The following is a 20,648-nucleotide window of genomic DNA, read 5'->3' as shown; positions in this document are numbered from 1 at the left end:
TGTGTAATATTAGAAGTTAAATAATGTTGTCAGTTGAAATCTATTGTTATTTGCTAAATATTTATTTTCGGTTCCCGTACCTTTTATCGTCGCATCTGCCCATTGCGCTGTGCTTCGATCATATTCTAATCTAAATTTTAAGGCTTTGCTTAAGGTAAGATCTAAACGAGGAACTACTTTGTACAAATAATTTACAGTGCGTGTACCTGGAGTTGCCGAAATTGCGCCCCAATTTGTCGTTACACCATAAGATATTGATGCAATTGCTCCTTCTACTGGATTTTTCACACCATTATTTCTAACATAACCTGCAAATAGTCCGAACGAAAATTTACCTGTTGAGTTTTGTTGCAAATCAATCCACATACTATGCGTATTCATTGGTTTATATGTTTCAACAGCCGTCGGACTTGTTTGATATCCTACAATTCCACCAAGTTGTACAAAAGACGACGCATCTTGCATCAAATATCCAGCGAAAGTTACTTGTAAAGGTTTTGTATTTAACTTAGAATAAGCCATAAACGAAACATTTTCAACTCGTTCATTAGACTTAACAGGAGGATTTCCTGAAGATAATTTTGGCTTCAAATTTTCATATTGCGCACCAATTCCGGCAGTAAAAACTTGTGATTTATATTGAAATTGAAGATGAGCCGCTGGCATTCCACTATTTCGAAAGGGCTCTGTATTTGGAGTAAAATCTCGTTGAGAATGTAAAGCAGCAATAACTTTAAATTTGTCTGTGAATTTATGCGTTAAACGAACTTGAGGATTACGATTTAAAGCATAAACAGGCGCACCAGTTCCATAATTTGCAACATTTGGCAAAGCTTCTAACACAACGAAAGGATGCCAATATTGTCCAATCCCTAATTGCGTTTTCTCCCAATCCAACATCACATATGCGTGACGCAAACGAAACTCGTTGATTCCTCCTTCTGTTGCTCCAAAAAATTCTCCCTCTAAAATACCAGAAGTTTTAGCTCCAAGTAATTCTGGACCTTTCAAATTAACACCAGCTCTCGAAACAATCGATAACATGTGAAATTTAGAAGCTGCATTGATATCAGCACCGTTTACATCCGATAAACGATCTTTTGGATAAAGCGGAACCAAAGCCTCTCCTGCTCCAATCATTTGACGCGTATCCATAAAAATATCATTCCTGATAAATCCATAAAACTGCACATCAACTTTGTCTTTGTTTTCTCTTGGTTGTATTAATTCTACTTTTTCTACAACCACACTATCTGTCGTTTTCTGTTGAGCAGAGACATAGCTATAGCTGCAAAATATAGCTAGACAAGCCAATTTTGTTAAATTTTTACTCATTTTTTTTGTGATAATTTGAACGACTAAAATAATCAAAAGAAAAAAACTAACAAATGTTCGTTAATCATTTTTTAATAATTTTTCAAAGCTTTATTAAATTCATCATATGTTTAAATATTTTTTGAGAAATAGATATTTTGAAATAAGTTTTGGAAAGAAATTTTGAGAATTTGGTATTTTAATTAGTGTAACAAATACACTTTACTTGAATTCTTCGAGGAGTATTTTTCAAAAAAAATCGAGAGAAGAATAATTGTTTCAACAAATGAGGAGAAAGTTAGACTTCTCTCGTAGTTTTAGTTTTAAAAATGTATGCAAATTTATTGATTACAGAATTTTCTTCAGCATAATCAATAATAAGCTTATGTTAAATCATAAAAAAAAGAAGTTTTCTTAATTCTATTTACCATCCTCTACACTATTTTTAAAATTTATGTATAATTATTCAGTCAATATTATTAAATAAATTATATTTTTATCAAATTCGGATTACATAGTTCAAATAAAATTCAATCTTTACTAATTTTTTAAGATTTTTTTTAGAAAAAACTTAAATGTTGGGGCTATTTTTGCTTTGCAAATTACAGCTATGCAAACAAACATTGAAATACACTCATTAAATCATGTTGATTTGGAAGAATTATCAGCCTTATATAATCTTTCTTATCAAAATTATTACGTTTCTATCAATCTTTCAACTGAACAATTTCAGGGAAAATTAAAAATGGAAGATATCAATCTAGATTATTCTGTAGGTGCTAGTATTGATGGAAAATTAGTTGGCTTTTTACTTTATGGAATTAGAAATTATAACGAAGTAAAAACAGCTTATATTGGTGGAACGGGCGTTTGTCCTGAACATCGTGGAAAAAAAATCACACAACAAATGTTAGATTTTAGTTTTCCAAAATTGAAAGAACAACAAGTAAAAAACATATTTTTAGAAGTAAATATTAAAAATGATTTTGCTATTAACGCTTATGAAGCTTGTGGTTTCGAAAAAACAAGAACTTTAAACAGTTATAAAGGAATTCCTATTTTGGTCGTAAATCCATTACATGAAATTATAGAATTTAGTGATTTAGATTTGATTACAAGTGAAAACTTTTGGGATATAAAACCTACTTGGAAAAATGATATTCAAAGTGTAAAAAATATCATCGAAGATTGTCAAATAAATGGAATTTATGAAGATGGAATTTTAGTTGCTTACAAAATTATCAACAAAAATAATACACGTATTTATCAATTTGGTGTTCATCACGATTATAGAAATCGTTATTTAGCTTCCATCCTTTTCAGCGATTTGAAAAATAAAGAGATTAAAATGATTAATGTTGACGAAAGAGAAATCTCTACAAATGATTTTATTCAATCGATGGGATTAGAATTGTACGACAAACAATACGAAATGAAAAAAGAATTATAATGAAAAGCCTCTATTTAAGAGGCTTTTTTTGTATATTATATTCAAATATTTCTACTCAATTCTCAACTTATTCAAATTACTTCGATAACTTTCTAATAATAAACTTTCGGTTACATAACCTTCAAATTTACCTTTTTTAGTGAGTAAAATATAATCTATTTTTTTTGCTTCCATCATTTTCATCACGTTAGCAGCATTCGTAAAAATAGATGTCGAAGTTGCTTCTGTTATACATTCTAAGTAACTTTTATCAATATTATCATTAAAAATAAATGATCGAATATTATCTAAAACTATAATTCCATGAATCGATTTATCTTCATTGAGGACTGGAATAAAATCTTGTGTTGTAGTAGAAAAAATTTCTTTTATATCTTCAATTGAATTGTAAACCGTCAATGTTTTGATATTCTTGATATAAATCGAAAACAAATCAATTTTATTAAACAAATTTCGGTCTTTATCAGATGTAAAAACAATTCCTTTTTCTGCTATTGCGTATATATCCATCGAATATTTGTCGTATCGTTTTGAAATTGCAAAACTTATCGAAGAAACAATCATTAAGGGAATAATTAATCCATAACCTCCCGTAATTTCGGCAATTAGGAAAATTGCTGTTAATGGGGCGTGAAACAATCCACTTAAAACAGCTGCCATTCCAACAACTGTAAAATTACCAACAGGAACTTCTTTGAAACCGATTAAATTAAAAAATTTTGCAACGACAAAACCAAGATAAGATCCAACAAATAATGATGGCGCGAAGTTTCCTCCGTTTCCTCCACTTCCTAAAGTTAGACCTGTTGCAATAGATTTGATTAAAATTGTGACAAAAACAAATCCTAAAACTATCCATTGATTGGTTCTAAAACTCTCTAATAAAGAGTTATTTAAAATAAAACCCGCTTCATCATTTGCTAAATATTTTATACTCTCATAACCTTCACCAAATAAAGTTGGAAAAAAGAAAATCAATATCGCTAAACTTCCCGCTCCAACAATCGCTCGCCAATATACATTATCCGAATAATTTCCTATCAAATGTTCTACTTTACGAAATAATCGAGCATGATAAACAGAAACAAACCCCGCCAAAACACCCAAAATAACATAGAAAATAACATTATGATAATCAAATCCTAACGCATAACGAAAGGATAATAACATATTGCTTTTTAAAGTTAAATTAGCAATTAAAGCCCCTGTTGCAGAAGATAACAATAAAGGAATAAAAGCAGTAACACTCATATCCGCTAATACAATTTCTATCGCGAACAAAACACCTGCAATTGGCGCGTTAAATGCAGTCGCAATCCCAGCTGCAACACCACAAGCCAATAGTAATGTTCTTTCTTTGTACTTGAATCTGTAATATTGTGCATAATTAGAACCAAAAGCTGCTCCAGTAATTGTAATTGGGGATTCTAAACCAGCCGAACCACCCATACCAACTGTTAAGGAACTCGTTAAAATCTGAGCATACATCTGTTTTTTAGGCATTATTCCAGATTTTTTAGCTACAGCAATCATGATTTGAGAAGTTCCCTTTTCTATCGAACCATCCAAAAATTTCTGCACTACAAAAACCGTCAACAAAATACCTATAACTGGTAATATACTATTGATGTAAGGCAGTTTGACTAAATTATTAATATAAATAGTAAATTGAAAAACATTGTGCGCAAAAGTTTTTAGCACAATCACTGCAAAAGCAGATGAAATAGCTACCAAAATACACGATAAATACAAAAATTGTCGCTCTGATAAAACTAATTTTAACAAGTTCAACAAGTTTTGAAAAAAATTAAATGATTTTTTAATATATTGAAAAAACTTTTGTTTTGTAGAAAGTCGCATACTCCAAAAATAGTGTACCTTTTGTTTATTGCCTAATTTAATTGCCACGAATTACACAAAAAGTAAACCAATAATACATAAAAGAATAAAATTTTTAAGAAAAAATCGTTTTTATCATTTTAACTATTTCAAATTGATTATGTTTACTATTAAACACACCAATATGAAACAATTTACTTTTCTAATTTTATTTATTTTTTCTCTGAATTCTTGCGAATCAACTAAAACTTCTGCTGATAAACCAAGTTTTGATTTTTTGGTTGGAGAATGGATTAGGACGAATGAAAAACCTGATCGAAAAACGTATGAAAACTGGAAAAAAGTTGATAAAAACACTTTTTTAGGTTGCGGATTTACAATCAAAAATAATGATACAATTTCGCAGGAACATCTTACTATCACAAAGATTGATGATAAATGGATATTGAAAGTTAATTTGGACAAAACTAAAAAAGAGACAACTGATTTTGAGTTAATCAATTCTGATAGAAATTCGTTTACATTAGAAAATCAAGAGAATGATTTTCCTAAACTTATCAAATATTGGAAAATTGGTCATCAGTTAAAAGCTGAAATTAGCAATGATGAATCAAGTAAAATTGCTTTTACTTTTGAAAAAGTAAAAAAATAATTAAGCAACATTTGTGATCATCGCGTAAGCAAACGTTAGAACAGATAAAATAGTTCCAATCATAAAAATTGTGTAGGTTATGCTTAACAAACGATATTTTCGTTCCAAAACTTTTCCTAAATAATACAAATCCCTTGTCAAAGAAGTATATACATAATCTCTGTCTTTCATCAACTCTTGCATAGCATCATCGTAGGCTTCAAGTGACATTTGATAAAAATTACCAAAGAAAAGCAAATTCACTTTTTTGTTTTTGACATCTTCTTCGTTAAAACTTTCGTATGTTACATTTGGTTTAGTTGCTAAAATTGCAAAAATAATTGAAACAACACTTGATAAAAGCATTACAATTGAAGGTAAAAGTAAATACTCATTCTTTGGACTTCCTAACTTTGGAACCAAAGTAGAAAGTGCAATCGAAATCACGATCGCGTTTACAGACAATAAAATATTGGCTTTACTATCAGCAATATCACTTAAACGAGTATGATTGTTCAACGTTACACGAAAAAGTGTATCAACACCACGATCTGGTTGTTGAATCTTATCGTTTTTCTTTTTCTTGATTTCATACTTATTGGGAATATCACCAATCAACTCTATCTCTTTGATTTTATTTTGGGTAAAGATCAAATTTTCTTCTTTTCCTTTCTGCCAAAGCTTTTTTGCGGCATCCGTATAAAAATGATGTATGTTTAGAAAAAAATTTCTATTCTCTACATGCCATTCATAATCAGAAAATTCTTTGTGACATATTTTAGCTATTTCATCACGTAATAACTCAGAAATTTTAGGATATTCAGTTTGTCCTAAATGATAGTTATCTGCATCTTTTACAATTGCTTCACCTATATTTTTTGGAACATTATTTAGCGCTGTGATTAAAATATAATCTTGGACTTCTTTGATGTAATTTTCGTCAAAATTATGCTCAATCAAATACTCTTTTGCAATGTTTGCACTCTCACTTTCATGCCCTTGCACGATTTTTGTGTAACCCGTATCATGAAACCAACCCGCTATTAATAATTTTTCTCGTAAATCTGTAGATATTTGCTCATCAGTAGACAACGTTTTTATTGCTTCTACAACTTTTACGGTATGCATAAAATTATGATACGTAAAATCTAAAGAAAGATTATCTTTGAACAGATTGAAAACATAGTTTTCTATATTTAATAACAATTGGTTCATCACAAGTTTTTAACGCTTAAATGTATGAAATTATTACCAACACTAAACAACAAAAAATTGAATTATCCTTTTTTGGCTTTAGTAGGTTCTTGCCTTTATATGACATCTTGCGCTACGCAACATCCTCAATATGGGAAAAACATTAAGACAGAAAAAGTACAAAATGTAGAAGGAAATAAAATTCAATCTATCTATTTAATAGGCGATGCAGGAGATCTTGATCAACCAAAAAATAAACAAAATTTAGAAATTTTAAAGAATCAATTAGCGAAAGCTGACTCTTCTTCTTATCTTTTCTTTTTAGGTGATAATGTTTACGAAAATGGAATTGTAACGGATTCTACAAAAGCTGAATATACAACAAGTAGAGAGAAACTTCAATTTCAGATTGATTTAGCGAAAGAATTTAAAGGAAAAACCCTTTTTATTCCAGGAAATCATGATTGGCGAAATGGTGTAAAAGGATTAAAAGAACAAGAAAAATTAGTCAAAAAACAATTGGGTAATAAAAAATCATTTTTACCAAAAGATGCGTGTCCAATTGATAAAATAAATGTAAATGATAGTATCGGAATTATTGCGATAGATTCTGAATGGTATTTGCAAGATTGGGACAAACATCCTGGTCTAAATGAAAAATGTGATATCAAATCGCGAGAAGCTTTCTTCGAAGAATTAGAATCGCAGTTGAACAAATATCAAAACAGAACAACTGTTATCACAATGCATCATCCGCTATATTCGAACGGAACACATGGTGGACAATTTGATTTCAAAAAACAGTTTTATCCATTAGGAGATAATTTCAAAGTTCCATTACCGGTAATCGGATCTTTTATTAATTTATTAAGAAGTACAACAGGTCTTAGTCCTCAAGATGTTAATAATTTCAAATACAGAGAAATGGCTTCTCGTATTGCAACACTTATCGAAAATAGAAATAATGTAATTGTTGTTTCTGGACACGATCACAACTTGCAATATATTCAACAAAACAATGTCAAACAAATTATCAGCGGTTCTGGTTCTAAAAAAGAATCTGCAAAAGCGGTTGGTAAAAACGATTTTTCTTACGGAGATAATGGTTTTGTTGTACTAGATTTATATGATAATGGCGCTTCTAAAGCTAATTTCTATGGTTTTAAAGACGATGGAATCGAATTATTATTAACAAAACAAATTACAGAAAAGAAAAAGGAATATTTGGCACAAGTTTATGATGATAAAAAAATGCCAAAAACGAAAGAAACAAGTGTATATCCATTAGACGTTACACGTAAATCTGATCCGTATAAATTCTTTTTTGGTCGTCATTATCGTCGAACATATGGACAAACAATTACTGCTAATACTGTTAATTTAAGTCAACTAAATGGAGGTTTAACCCCTGTTAGAATGGGTGGTGGACATCAAACGCAAAGTTTACGATTGGCAAATGCAAAAGGTGAAGAATACAATATGCGCTCGGTGAAGAAAAGTGCCACGCAATTCATTCAGCAAGTAGCATTTAAAAATAAATATGTTGCAGATGAATTTGAAGATTCTTTCACAGAGAAATTTTTGATGGATTTCTATACAACCAATCATCCATATTATCCATTAACAGTTGCTAATTTGATGAAACCAATCAATATTATGCATTCTACGCCAAAATTATATTACGTTCCAAAACAAGAAGCCTTGAAAGCATATAATGAGAATTTTGGTGATGAATTATACATGATAGAAGAACGACCAATGTCCGGATATCAAGACGGTGTTTTCGGAAAACCAAAAGATATTGTTAGCACAGATGATATGTTGGCTGCGATTCACAAAAACAAAGATGTTGTCGTGGATAAGCAAGCCTACATTCGTGCACGACTTTTTGATATGTTAGTTGGAGATTGGGATCGACATTCTGACCAATGGCGTTGGGGCGTTTACAAAGAGAATAAACAAACTGTTTATAAACCAATTCCACGCGATAGAGATCAAGCATTTCCACGTTATGATGGACTTTTCTTTCATTTAATTATGAAAATTCCTCCTTTGAGACATATGCAAGATTATAAAGATGACATCAAAAATGTAAAATGGTTCAATAGAGAACCTTATCCATTGGATTTAGCCATTTTAGAATCATCCGATCTTGAATTATGGATAAAAGAAGCAAAATATATTCAAGATAATTTGAGTGATGATTATATCAAACAATCATTTGAATTAATTCCTGAAGAAACAAAACAAGAATACGATCAAGAAGTAATCAATAATCTTATTGCCCGAAAATCTAAATTAGAAAAATTTGCAGAAGAATATAATAAAGTTCTTCGCAAATTAATCATTCTGAAAGGAACAAACGAAGATGAAGATTTTGTGATCACTCGTTTACCAAAGGGAAAAACAAATGTAAAAATCTATTCAGGACAAGATCGAACTTTAATTCTTGATGAAGATTTTGATAAAAAAGAAACGAAAGAAATTCGTTTATATGGATTAAACGGAAAAGATAAATTCAAGGTTGAAGGAAAGCCAAATAACGCTATTTTAGTTCGTATTATTGGTGGAATAGATGACGATATATACGAAGTAAAGCGTTCTGCAAAAGTAAAAGTATATGATTACGCAAACGGAAGTGATGCATCAGAATCTACCTTTTTAACATCGAAAAATTTTGTCAACGATTACGAGGTTAATACATACGATTACAAACAACCGATGTATAATTTCTTTACTATGTTACCTAATATTGGCTACAATCCTGATGACGGAATAAAAATTGGTTTATCGCCAACCTACACTGTCAACGGTTTTGATCGTAAACCATATTCGCAACGTCACAATTTGCAATTAAGTTATTATTTTGCGACAGGCGGTTGGGATGCCAAATATAAAGGAACGTTTACAAAAGCGTTGGGTAAGTGGAATTTAGATCTTAATGCAGCTTACACGAGCCCGACTTATAGTACAAATTTCTTTGGTTTAGGAAACGAGACCGTGAATAATCAAGAAGAAATTGGAATGGATTATAACCGTGTTCGATTAGAAAGTTATAGCATTGGACCGTCTATTTTCAAGATTATGAATAACAATGGTCGTTTAGATTTTTCTGCAATTTATAGTTACAAAAAGATTGAAGAGAATAAAGATCGTATCGTCGAAGATTTCCCATCAATTAATAGAGACGTTTTCAAAGGACAACATTTCGGAGAAATTGGAGCTAAATATTTGTTCAAAAATTACGATAACGAATCATTGCCAAAATTAGGCATGACATTTTTAGCAAATGCAAAGTGGATTTCTAATTTGACAGATTTTGAACGTAATCATTTTTATACCGAACTTAATTTAGGTTTCACACATAAAATTTCTGCAAATGGAAGATTAACAGTTGCTTCTATGCTAAAAGGTAAAGCAGTTTGGGGTAATTTTATGGAATTCTATCAAATGGCTAATTTAGGTGGAGATCAGGATTTACGTGGTTATCGATTAGGTCGTTTTGCAGGAGACAAAGTTTTCTTACAAACATCTGATTTACGATTTGATGCTTTACGTTTCAAAGCTGTTGTTCCACTTCGATTAGGTCTTTTTGTTGGAGCTGATTATGGACGAGTTTGGTTAAACGGAGAAGACTCAAATAAATGGCATTCATCTATGGGTGGTGGACTTTGGATAAACGGAGCACAATCTATTACCGCAACAGTTTCATACTTTAAAGGTGAAGATCCAGGGCGAATCGTTTTTGGTTTGAATTTCGGATTTTAACATATAAAAAAATAACCTTCAAAAATTTGAAGGTTATTTTTTTTATACATATTTCTTAATTGCTTGCATCATATTTATCCAAGCATTTTCTGAATGTGAGCGTTCAAAATCATCCGCAAAATCTTTTCCTTGAATTGATAAATAAGTAAAATTACCCGAAAATTTTAAATTAAAGATTACTTCAATCTCATGGTTTGTATTTTGTTTTTTATAATTATATCGCAAACGTTCATTCTCCATAATAGATGTAATCAAAGCTTCATCTACCAACGTTTCATTATTTTTTAGCGTTACAAACTTTATCTTCTCTCCTACTTTCCATTCATTACAAGTCATTTTTATATTTTCAAAACATTCATTAAACGCTTGCTCATCTGTCAAAACTTTCCAAATATTTTCGGCAGTACTATCTATCGAAATATTAAGCAATACATCATCTTTTTCCATTCTTTATTCTTCTATTTTAGTATATTTTTCGAGTTTATTTTTATAATTAATCGAAACTCTAATTGCCAACAAACCGCTTATACCTTGCAAATCATCTATTTCTAAATACTCAATATCCTTTTTCAAAAACTTTTTATCAATTAATAAATTGATATAATTTGTATATTCTTCTTTTAGAATATCTTCGGTATATATAATACAAATTTTATGTGGCAAATTGATTCGTTCATTTGTTCCTTTCACAAAAGCTTTACTCAATCTTTTTTTGATTATTTCGTATTTTGCATTGTTGTAGCCATTAACATCAAAACGTTTCTCATCTAATTTGAACAAAATATCTAAAGTTGTATTCGTTGCAAAAACCAACGAAGCAACCTCAACTTTTAGCGGTGTTTTTTTCTGAATTTCTTTATACGATTGCTCCATCGAAATCATCGCCTGTAGTTGCCAATATCTAATTTCACGAATATTTTGATAAGAGAATTTTTTGAATGGTGCAATACTTCGTCCAACATACAAATTATAATCAATTCCATCTGTCTTGAAACGTTCGTAATAATGCGGAAATACATCTTGAGCATCTTTCTGAAAAGTATCTAATTTGTTCGACAAAAGTGAATTTGTCATTACAATTGTTTGGTCAAATTTTTTACGTTCTACATAAAATAATCCTGTTGTAGAATCTAACTTTTTTAGATATTCTTCGATAATTGATTTCTCATCATCCTTTACATATTTGGGAATTTCAGGATGAACATGCAACGTAATGTAATCAAATAATTCACTTTCAAAATAGATTTTATCTACATTATCTATTCGTTGCAAAAAATCAGTCAAATCGTCACTATAATCCAAAAATTTATTCTTTTTTGTACGATTATATAACTCGTTACAAATCAAAATTAAGTAATTGATCTGATTCGTGTAATCCTTTTTTAAACATTGATTTCGAATCACAGATGAATTTCTCACATCCAATTCACCATAAATTGGATATACATTTTGAAAAGAAATCTGCGATTTTTGTTTTGTGTTTCCCGGATGCAATATATGTTCGCGAGCTTTTTCTCTAAATTTCCAATCTACACTTGGATGCAACGACGTATATTCGGTTTGTATATAAGCATTGATTTGATTCTCAAACTCAACCGTATAGCGATAAATAGATTCTTCTAAAAGAGGCGTGATTTCGCGTAAAAGGTTTGCATTAATTCGATTGAAAACTCCAGCTTCTTTCGAGCCTATTTCTAAAATACCTAAATGAGATTTTCCGTTTTTCAATGGATAAAGAATCAAACTTTTCAGACCAGATTCATTTGCCATTCTCAACATTTTATCTTGTGGAAACTTGTCCAAAGCTGCGTCAATATTAGAAACAACATAATAATCTGATTTCGATATTTTGTTCTCTAAATCAGCACAAAAAACTTCATTCAGTTTTATTTTTTTATGATTATCAATCAGTAAACTATCATTCAATTGTAATAAATGACTAATTTCTAATTGATTTTTATCGGAATTATAAGCTGAAAAACCGACTTCTAAATTATTGATTCTAAAAATAGATTTTAATGCAGAAATAATATCATTTCGAACAATATTAAAAGGTTCCCCATAAGATAATAATTTAGATTTTAAGTTAGAAAGTGCAATTTCAGTCGTATTATCAAAAAATGAAACAAGATTAAACCCTTTTGCAATCCACGATCCAATTGGAATTTTTCTCATCCACAAAGCTGTATCTTCATAATTATTCAACAACTCTTCAATTTCATCTTCAGTCAATTTAAATTTATCTTCGGATGGATAAATACGAAAATAATCATGGTTTATATCAGTCCCAAGATAAATTCTGTAGCCATTTTGATTGTCTATCACCAACTGATTTGATAGATTAAAATCTAAATTTTTATGATAATATTTCGATAAGATGAAGCAACAACAAAACTTATATAATGTATCATAATCTAAATCTTCAAAATTGAATTTTAGTCGTGATTCATTATTATCAATCAACTCTTTAAGTCGATCTGTTGCAAAAATAAATTTGTCAGAAAAAGGAAAAGTTATCGCTTTTAAATTATATTTTACAAATGGTTTAGGAATAATTTTCTCAATAATTGGCTCAACATCTTTAATAATTTTCTGAAAATCTTCAAATGTTTCAACACCATCAATCAACTCTGGTCGAGTAGCTTTCAGATATTCTAAAAAAGCTTTAAACTCTCCAAAGTTGTATTCAGATCGTTCTAATTCTTCAATCAGCGATTGGAACGAGTAAATAATTTTGAGGGGTAATTTATCGATAAAATTTTCTTTCATATATTATTTAAAAATAACAAAAGACTACTAATAAAGCAGTCTTCAAGTTATTATTTTTTTAGTCATTATCTTGTAAATACCAAAATTTCTTCGGTAGAAAGATTCTCATCAAAACGATAACCATCCACGTCAAATGCTTTCACTTGATCCAAAGTTTCAACTTTATTTTCTGCACAATAACGCGCCATTGCACCACGAGCATGTTTAAAATACATCATGATTTTTTTCAATTCACCGTTCTTGTAATCTTGAAACTCTACATCAATCATCGGAACTTTTAACGATTTTCTATCCAAAACTTTTGCATATTCATTGCTTGCTAAATTTAAGATAAACTCGCCTTTCTTCAATTTTAAATTTAGAAAAGGTGTCAAAATTTTTTTCCAAAAACCATACAAATTTTTCGAACCATGAACATCCAATTTCGAACCCATTTCCAAGCGATACAACATTACTTTATCAGAAGGACGCAACATCCCATAAAGTCCAGATAACAAAAATGCATGTTTATTAAAGTAATCAAATGCTTCATCATCTAAAGTTTCAGCATTCAAACCTCTATAAACTTCACCTTTGAAAGCTAAAGCTGCTGGAATAGCTTGTTTCGCAGTAGGTTTAACATTCCAAACCTGATTACGCTCCACATTCATTTCTGCAATATCTTTCGAAATTTTCATTAATTTTTCAAGATCTGTTGTACTCATCTCTTTCATAACATCCATAATTTCTTGTGAATGTTCCAAAAATTGAGGTGTCGTTGCTCTCCATTTAGCATTCGTTTCCAAATTCATCATCTTCGCTGGAGAAAGTAATATTTTCATGTATCAAAAAATCTTAATTAATAAAAAAAGTATTCTGTTAGAATAAAATCTAATTCAACTTTTCTCTAACAAAGATAAGAATTCTTTGTTTTAGAAAAAGTGTAATTATATTGATTAAAAATATTCATAGATTACAAATAACTATTACTTAATATCAAAAAGGATTTCAATTGAAATCCTTTTTTCGTATCTTATTTTTGTAAAAACATTTCATTAAATTTTCGGTTTTCTTCTTCAACCATTTCTTCAAAATCGGCTTGACTTATCTGTTTTCCTTTGGTTGGTTTATTTATTTTGAATTTATCACTCACTTCAACTTTTGTTGCAACGTAAATTTGCTTATTCAACTGATTTCCTTCTTTATTGTTTAAAATAATTTTTAGAATTACACCAGGTAATCCGCCATAATTTGTTGGTCCATTTTTATAATTGAGCTTTGGCGCATACCAAGCTTCTACAAATGTATTCTCTGATTCTTGTAAAATTGCTTTTTTGACATCAAATCCTAAAATTTTAGAATTTTCTTTTTTAAGTATCCATTTATATTGTGGAATTGAATCAGAAATAAGGAGATTTTTACCATTAAAATTAATTTCAGAAAGTGAATTATTGTCTTTTAAATTTTTATAAAAAAATCCTCCAGGACCACTAACAAAACTTATTGACATTCCACTTTTATTTTGTGAATTATCTACTCGATCAATTTTATTAAAAGTAGATTCGTCTTTAGATGTAATCAATTCAAAATACAACCGATTATCATTACTATTTTTGTACATATCTCTACTCTTAGCATCTGAGGCATTTTGATAATCAAATTCATTTCTGAATTCATACTCTATTTTTAAATTTTCTTGCGCATTCATAACATAAAATGTTAAGCAAAAAAACAGCGTAAAAATATTTTTCATTCAATATTAATTATTTGAAGTTGTAAATCCTTTATCAATTAAATCATAATTTATTCTTTCACCTTCATTTGGACGTTTTATCTGAATCGTATTATTTTCTTTAAACTCCAATAAATTATATTCGGTTACCATTTTAGCTTTATTGTTTAGTGTTTCTTTATAGGAAATGATATATCCTGGAATATCAAAATAATTAATATCCTGATCAATTGGGGAAAATCGGATTTCAGATGGACAATACCATATTTCTATCGTATGTGTTAATTTGCCAACTTCAAATTGAAAGTCTGCACGTTTCGCATTACAATTATTAATAACTTTTGTCTCATCTTTAAAAACCCAATCAATTTTCTTAAAATTACTGAAGATTATAGCTCTTTTATCTTTATAATTTCGCTGTGTTTCTGCTATCTTATCTCTGTAATTTACATAATTGTATATTTGTCCATCATAAAATCTATCATTTTTTCTGATTTCAAAATTTGCTTCATCTCCTTTTTTATTAAGTTCATAAACTATTGAAACACCATTTAAGTTTGAGTTAAGAAATGAAGTTTTGTATTGGTAATAAGCAGTTAAATTTTCTTGCGCATTCATAACATAAAATGTTAAGCAAAAAAACAGCGTAAAATATTTTTTCATTCAATATTAATTATTTGAAGTTGTAAATCCTTTATCAATTAAATCATAATTTATTCTTTCACCTTCATTTGGACGTTTTATCTGAATCGTATTATTTTCTTTAAACTCCAATAAATTATATTCAGTTATCATTGAAACCTTTTTCACTTTATTGTTTAGTGTTTCTTTGTAAGAAATTACATATCCTGGAATATCAAAAAAATTAACCTCTTCAACAATTGGAGAAAAACGAACTTCAGATGGACAATACCAAACTTCTATCGTATGTGTTAAATTACCTTCTTCAAATTGATAGTCTGCACGTTTCGCATTACAATTATTAACAACTTTTGTTTCATCTTTAAAAGCCCAATCAATCTTATTGTAATTTTTATAAATTACAGCTCTTTTACCTTTATAATTTCGTTGAGTTTCTGAAATCTTATCTTTATAATTTATATATTGATAGAGCTTACCATCATAAAATCTATCATTTTTCTTGATTTCAAAATTCGCTTCGCTACCTTTCTGATTTAGTTCATAAACTATTTTTACTCCACCATCCATATCCTTAAAAGATGTTGAATATTGGTAATAAGCAGTTAAGTTTTCTTGCGCAAAACCAATATTAGAAAAAAGTAAACATCCATAAAGTAAAATTCGTTTCATTTTGTTGTAGTTTGATAATTAATACTCTAAAATAATTTTAATTTTATAATTCTTTAATAATTGAACTAACATTTAACACAATATTATAAAAGAGAAAAATTAATCATATTTACTATTCTCAAACTTTACTATAAACTTAATTTTTATCCACTCCTTGACTATTCATTTCTTGTTGTTTCTTAAAAAAAGCATCCATTTCTGCTTTATACGTTTTGAAATCAACAATTTTCCCTTTCTTAGGTTGATTTATTGTTACATTTTTCTTCGCTTCTTTTACAGATGTTGCTTTGTATGTAATAACCATATCAGCATCGTCGTTCGTTTTTCTTTCTAATTCTAAAATCAAACCAGGTAATCCCATATACTTATCTGGCCCCGAAGGAAAAGACAAGGAAGTAGCAAACCAAGCTGTAAACTCTTCTTTATTGATTTTTGCGGTTGCTTTACGAACATCAAAACCTAAGACTTTTTTCTTCTCGCGTGTTATAATCCAATTAATTTTAGGAATAGAATCTTTGATAATTCGATCCATTCCAAAACCAACCGATTCGTGCATATAATAATTTTCAAGCAAGTCTTTGTAATACAATCCATTTCCTTGTGTCGAACTATAACTTATTGAATTTCCACCATTTAGTGTTGGTTTTTGATTATAATTAGAAGCCGTTTTATCCGTTATTAATATATAAGGTCTAGGAATTTTCATTTGTTCAGTGAAATACCTAATCGTTTCATCTTTACTCAATTTTCGATTGTCAATTGTAACTGAACCTTGAGTTTTACTTGCATCATATACTGTATATACATCATATTCTACTTCTAAAATATCTTGCGCATTTGCAAAATAACACAAGCTGCTTAATACAATCAATAATAATTTTTTCATAGTTTATATTTGGTTATTCTTTATCTACTCCTTGATGTTCATTCGAACTTTGTTGGTTATAATCAGCTCTCAATTTTTCAAATTCGGCTTTAGAAATTTCCTTTGCCTTGAATAATTTCTTAAATTCTAAATGATCTTTCGTTGTAACAGAAGTTGCTTTCAAAGAATAAGATGGATCAATAATTCCATTTCGAATAGATTCTACTTTTAATACCAAACCTGGAAGATTAATAAATTCTTTTGGACCAAAACGTTTGGGTAAACTTGGTGCATACCAAATAATTGATTTATTATTATCATCATATTTTACAACTGCTTGTTTAACATCAAAACCCAAATAAGTAGATTTTTCTTGCGTTAATTCGTATTTATAATGTGTAGAAATGGTATCAGTTACAAGGTATTTTTTATTCTCTATCATCCATTCTTGTTTCATTTTATTTTGATTGAAATCTTGTTCAAAATTATACGAAAAAATACCATACATCGTAACCGATGCGTTACCTTGTGAATTATTAATTTTCTCAATCTTGGAAAAAACACTTTTTCCTTTTTCTATTTGTAGCACATAATTTTTTGGAACAGAAAGTGCTTTTATAAAATCATCATCCAATTTTTCTTCCTTCCCATCTTTTCCTATAATTCTAGGAATAGAAACTTCTTCATATACAATCTCTAGAGCTTCTTGCGCTTGAACTAAACTACAAAAAAAACTAATGAAAATTACTAAATATTTCATTCAAAATTATTTTTTGTCCACTCCTATCGAAAAAGATTCTCTCATTTTTTGACGAGATTCATCTTGCAATTTTTTAAATTCTTCTTGTGTTATTTCTTCACCTTTTAAAGGTTTAGTTTTAGACATTTTCTTAGGGTTTAAGGTAATTTTATCCGCTTCATAAGTCATAATCGAACCAAATTTACCGCCCGTTTCGCTCACCGTTTTCAGAATCAAACCTGGCAATCCATTCACTTGATTTGGTCCTGCATCAACCTTAATATCTGGCGCAAACCAAGCTGCTATTTGCTTACCTTTATCATTACCAATAGCTTTTTTTACTTTGTGACCCAAAATCGTATCTTCAATATCTGTAATTTTCCATTCATAATCTTTATATGGAGTAACCACAATAAAATTTTGTTTATCTAAAACGACTTCTTGGCGAAACGCTTTCTTACTTATTTCATTAATCAGATCTTTATATTCTCCTCCAATATTAATTGAAAAAGCCCCCATAGAGCTACCATTTTGATCATTATTGATAGTTTCTATTTTTTTGTAAATGGACTGATTATCATTATATTCTAATTGATAATAAATATTTGGAGACCCTCCAATTTTTATTGTACCTCCTCCTTTTTGTGCTTGCTCTCTTTCAAACTCCTTTATTTTTTCTTCATCATGCTTTATATCGTATTTATAATCGACAATAAGCTTTTCTTGCCCAAAACCAAAATTCGAAAAAAGTAAAAATCCAGCTAATAATAATTGTTTCATTATGTTGTAGTTTATAATTAATACTCTAAAATAATTTTTATTTTTCAATTCTACAATAATAGAATATATAATTAACACAACATTGGGAAAAGAAAAAAATCCAACCGAAGTTGGATTTTTTCTATATAAATTAAAATAAGTTTCTAAATTATCTCAAAGTGTTTCAGCGCATTCCATATTCCGTGATTATCCGCAGAAGTTGTATAATAATCCGCAGCTTCTCGCACATTCTCCTTCGCATCGCCCATTGCTACACCAATTTTACAACCTTTCAACATACTAATATCGTTACCTCCATCGCCAAAAGCCATTGTTTTAGATAAATCTAAATTATCGCGATCAGCCATTCGTTCTATTCCGCGCATTTTACTAATATCCTTCGGATTTATATCAGCAAAATATTCTATCCAACGTGTTCCTACACTATTTGTCAACACATTTTTCATCAAATAATCTTCTTGTTCTTCGTTTACAAAAAAGTTCATTTGCATGATATTATCTTTCGGTAAAGTTCGAGGATCAACCACTTCTGGAACTTCCATTCCAAAATATGCAAACGATTTTTCTACATTATCATTCACACGATTAATACTAAACGCTTCTTTCGTCATATACGAAAATGAAAATGGATTTTCATCATCATATTGCAACAAAGCCTCTATATCATTAGGATTAATATAATCTACAAAAAATGATTGACGGTTTTCGTCCGAGCACATTCCACCATTATTATTGATATAACCATCAAAACCGTAATCAAAAATATGTTCGGGCATATCCACCATATTTCGTCCTGTTGCGATGTATATTTTTTTATTTTTTTGTTTTAATAATTTCAACGCTTCGATTGTCGAATCACTGATTTCATGGTTTTCAAAACCTTGTAATGTTCCGTCAAAATCGAAGAAAAAAGAATCTATCATACCTTAGTTTTATCTTTTACAAAATTAAAAAAGCAACCTTTGCTTGGTTGCTTTTGCTGTTTATTTTAACGCTAATTTAATAATTTCTATTGCTTTATTGGTATCTTCTTCAGAAATATTGAGATGAGGGCGCATTCGCACAGAGTTTTCACCACAAGGAAGAATAATCATGTGATTTTCGAAACATGTTTTGATGAACTCTGAACGATCCAAATCTGATGAAAAATCAAACGCAATGAACAATCCTAATCCACGAACCGAATGAATTTTCTTCGTCTCTTTTGCTATTTCATTCAATTTTGATAAAATATATTTACCTTTTTCTGCCGCATTTTCTACTAATTTTTCTTGTTCGATCACTTCTAAAATTAATTTGAAACGCAACATATCGATATAATTTCCACCAAAAGTCGAATTAATACGGCTTGATTCCTTGAAAACATTATTCGGAATTTGATCTAACTTTTCTTTATTCGCTAAAATTCCACAAACTTGTGTTTTCTTTCCAAACGAAATCACATCAGGAATCACATCATAATGCTGAAAAGCCCACATTTTACCAGTCATTCCCATTCCTGTTTGTACCTCATCAAAAATCAATAAAATCTCTTCTCTATCACAAATTTCTCTCAATTTCTGAAAGAATTCTTTTCGAAAATAATTATCTCCTCCTTCACCTTGAATCGGCTCAATAATAATACAAGCAACTTTATTTTTGCGTGTTTCTAAAGCATTTTCAATTTGTTCAATCGCACGTTTTTCAGCCTCAACAACCTTGCATAAATTATCTTCTGTAACAGGATAAATTCGTTTTGGATTTTCAATTCTTGGCCAATCAAACTTTGGAAAATATTCGTATTTACGAGGATCTTTCGTATTCGTTAGCGATAATGTATAACCAGAACGCCCATGAAAAGCTTGTTTAAAATGAATAACATCACTTGCTTCTTTCTCAATTCCTCTCGAAAAGTTTAATCTTGTTTTCCAATCAAAAGCCGTTTTCAATGCATTTTCTACTGCCAATGTTCCACCAGAAATAAAAAATAAATATTGCAATTCTTTCGGCATCGCTACACGCTCAAATGTATCAATTAAATCGGCGTAATCTTTTGTATAAATGTCTGACATCGCAGGTTTATTGACTGCATTTCGACCTAAAAAATCTATTTTCGCCATCAAATGTGGATGATTATAACCAATCGCAGTCGAAGCAAACATTGAAAATAAATCCAAATATTCAATGCCATTTTCGTCTACAACATAGGATCCATGCGACTTATCCATATCCATTACAATCGGATATCCATCTGCCAATATATGTTTTGCTAATCTTTCGTGTACTGTACTCATCTCT

At 29.6% G+C, this 20,648-nt stretch carries 17 protein-coding genes; 3 read left to right on the top strand and 14 right to left on the bottom strand.

Annotation, left to right across the window (positions count from 1 at the left end):
• Positions 1-9: 9 nt before the first annotated feature.
• The gene (locus B3I31_RS10000; protein WP_125349837.1) at positions 10-1,335 is read right to left on the bottom strand and encodes a DcaP family trimeric outer membrane transporter; all 1,326 of its coding nucleotides are present in this window, start codon (positions 1,333-1,335) and stop codon (positions 10-12) included.
• 589 nt (positions 1,336-1,924) lie between these two features.
• On the opposite strand from B3I31_RS10000, the gene B3I31_RS09995 reads away from it, so the two are divergent.
• Entirely contained in the window at positions 1,925-2,764 is an 840-nt protein-coding gene (locus B3I31_RS09995; RefSeq protein WP_221855927.1) for a GNAT family N-acetyltransferase, read from the top strand.
• Between the two features lie 51 nt (positions 2,765-2,815).
• Here the strand turns inward: B3I31_RS09995 and B3I31_RS09990 are convergent, their stop codons facing one another.
• Positions 2,816-4,624, bottom strand: a complete 1,809-nt coding sequence (locus B3I31_RS09990; RefSeq protein ID WP_291060700.1) for a chloride channel protein — start codon at positions 4,622-4,624, stop codon at positions 2,816-2,818.
• A gap of 163 nt (positions 4,625-4,787) precedes the next feature.
• Between B3I31_RS09990 and B3I31_RS09985 the strand changes: the two genes are divergently transcribed.
• On the top strand, positions 4,788-5,255 hold the full coding sequence (locus B3I31_RS09985; RefSeq protein WP_291060698.1) for a DUF6265 family protein: 468 nt from the start codon (positions 4,788-4,790) through the stop codon (positions 5,253-5,255).
• Here B3I31_RS09985 and B3I31_RS09980 read toward each other — a convergent pair whose 3' ends face one another.
• Complete coding sequence (locus tag B3I31_RS09980; protein WP_219034917.1) at positions 5,256-6,449, bottom strand: Pycsar system effector family protein; 1,194 nt, start codon at positions 6,447-6,449, stop codon at positions 5,256-5,258.
• 24 nt (positions 6,450-6,473) lie between these two features.
• Between B3I31_RS09980 and B3I31_RS09975 the strand changes: the two genes are divergently transcribed.
• On the top strand, positions 6,474-10,196 hold the full coding sequence (locus B3I31_RS09975; RefSeq protein ID WP_286495775.1) for a metallophosphoesterase: 3,723 nt from the start codon (positions 6,474-6,476) through the stop codon (positions 10,194-10,196).
• Positions 10,197-10,238: 42 nt separating this feature from the next.
• Here B3I31_RS09975 and B3I31_RS09970 read toward each other — a convergent pair whose 3' ends face one another.
• The 11 genes from B3I31_RS09970 to lat all read right to left on the bottom strand — a co-directional run bounded on the left by B3I31_RS09970 (position 10,239) and on the right by lat (position 20,644).
• Positions 10,239-10,643, bottom strand: a complete 405-nt coding sequence (locus tag B3I31_RS09970) for an SRPBCC domain-containing protein (RefSeq protein ID WP_291060696.1) — start codon at positions 10,641-10,643, stop codon at positions 10,239-10,241.
• A 3-nt stretch (positions 10,644-10,646) separates the two neighbouring features.
• On the bottom strand, positions 10,647-12,965 hold the full coding sequence (locus B3I31_RS09965; RefSeq protein ID WP_291072385.1) for a hypothetical protein: 2,319 nt from the start codon (positions 12,963-12,965) through the stop codon (positions 10,647-10,649).
• Between the two features lie 65 nt (positions 12,966-13,030).
• Entirely contained in the window at positions 13,031-13,786 is a 756-nt protein-coding gene (gene yaaA / locus B3I31_RS09960; RefSeq protein ID WP_286495772.1) for a peroxide stress protein YaaA, read from the bottom strand.
• 191 nt (positions 13,787-13,977) lie between these two features.
• Entirely contained in the window at positions 13,978-14,697 is a 720-nt protein-coding gene (locus B3I31_RS09955; protein WP_286495771.1) for a GLPGLI family protein, read from the bottom strand.
• Between the two features lie 6 nt (positions 14,698-14,703).
• Complete coding sequence (locus tag B3I31_RS09950; RefSeq protein ID WP_286495770.1) at positions 14,704-15,294, bottom strand: hypothetical protein; 591 nt, start codon at positions 15,292-15,294, stop codon at positions 14,704-14,706.
• A gap of 51 nt (positions 15,295-15,345) precedes the next feature.
• Positions 15,346-15,987, bottom strand: a complete 642-nt coding sequence (locus B3I31_RS09945) for a hypothetical protein (protein ID WP_280051431.1) — start codon at positions 15,985-15,987, stop codon at positions 15,346-15,348.
• Positions 15,988-16,123: 136 nt separating this feature from the next.
• Complete coding sequence (locus tag B3I31_RS09940) at positions 16,124-16,873, bottom strand: GLPGLI family protein (RefSeq protein WP_286495769.1); 750 nt, start codon at positions 16,871-16,873, stop codon at positions 16,124-16,126.
• Between the two features lie 13 nt (positions 16,874-16,886).
• Positions 16,887-17,612, bottom strand: coding sequence for a GLPGLI family protein (locus tag B3I31_RS09935; RefSeq protein ID WP_286495768.1), 726 nt, complete (start codon positions 17,610-17,612; stop codon positions 16,887-16,889).
• 6 nt (positions 17,613-17,618) lie between these two features.
• The gene (locus B3I31_RS09930; RefSeq protein ID WP_052217824.1) at positions 17,619-18,371 is read right to left on the bottom strand and encodes a GLPGLI family protein; all 753 of its coding nucleotides are present in this window, start codon (positions 18,369-18,371) and stop codon (positions 17,619-17,621) included.
• Positions 18,372-18,514: 143 nt separating this feature from the next.
• Positions 18,515-19,294 (bottom strand): HAD family hydrolase, encoded by a 780-nt coding sequence (locus B3I31_RS09925; RefSeq protein ID WP_286495767.1) that lies wholly within the window; start codon positions 19,292-19,294, stop codon positions 18,515-18,517.
• 60 nt (positions 19,295-19,354) lie between these two features.
• Entirely contained in the window at positions 19,355-20,644 is a 1,290-nt protein-coding gene (lat, locus tag B3I31_RS09920) for an L-lysine 6-transaminase (protein WP_291060686.1), read from the bottom strand.
• Positions 20,645-20,648 lie beyond the last annotated feature (4 nt).

Origin of the sequence: Empedobacter sp. UBA3475 (assembly GCF_002378465.1) — a bacterium.
GTDB lineage: Bacteria > Bacteroidota > Bacteroidia > Flavobacteriales > Weeksellaceae > Empedobacter > Empedobacter falsenii_B.
Note: the sequence above shows the minus strand (reverse complement) of the source record. Positions and strands in the feature narration are given on the sequence as shown.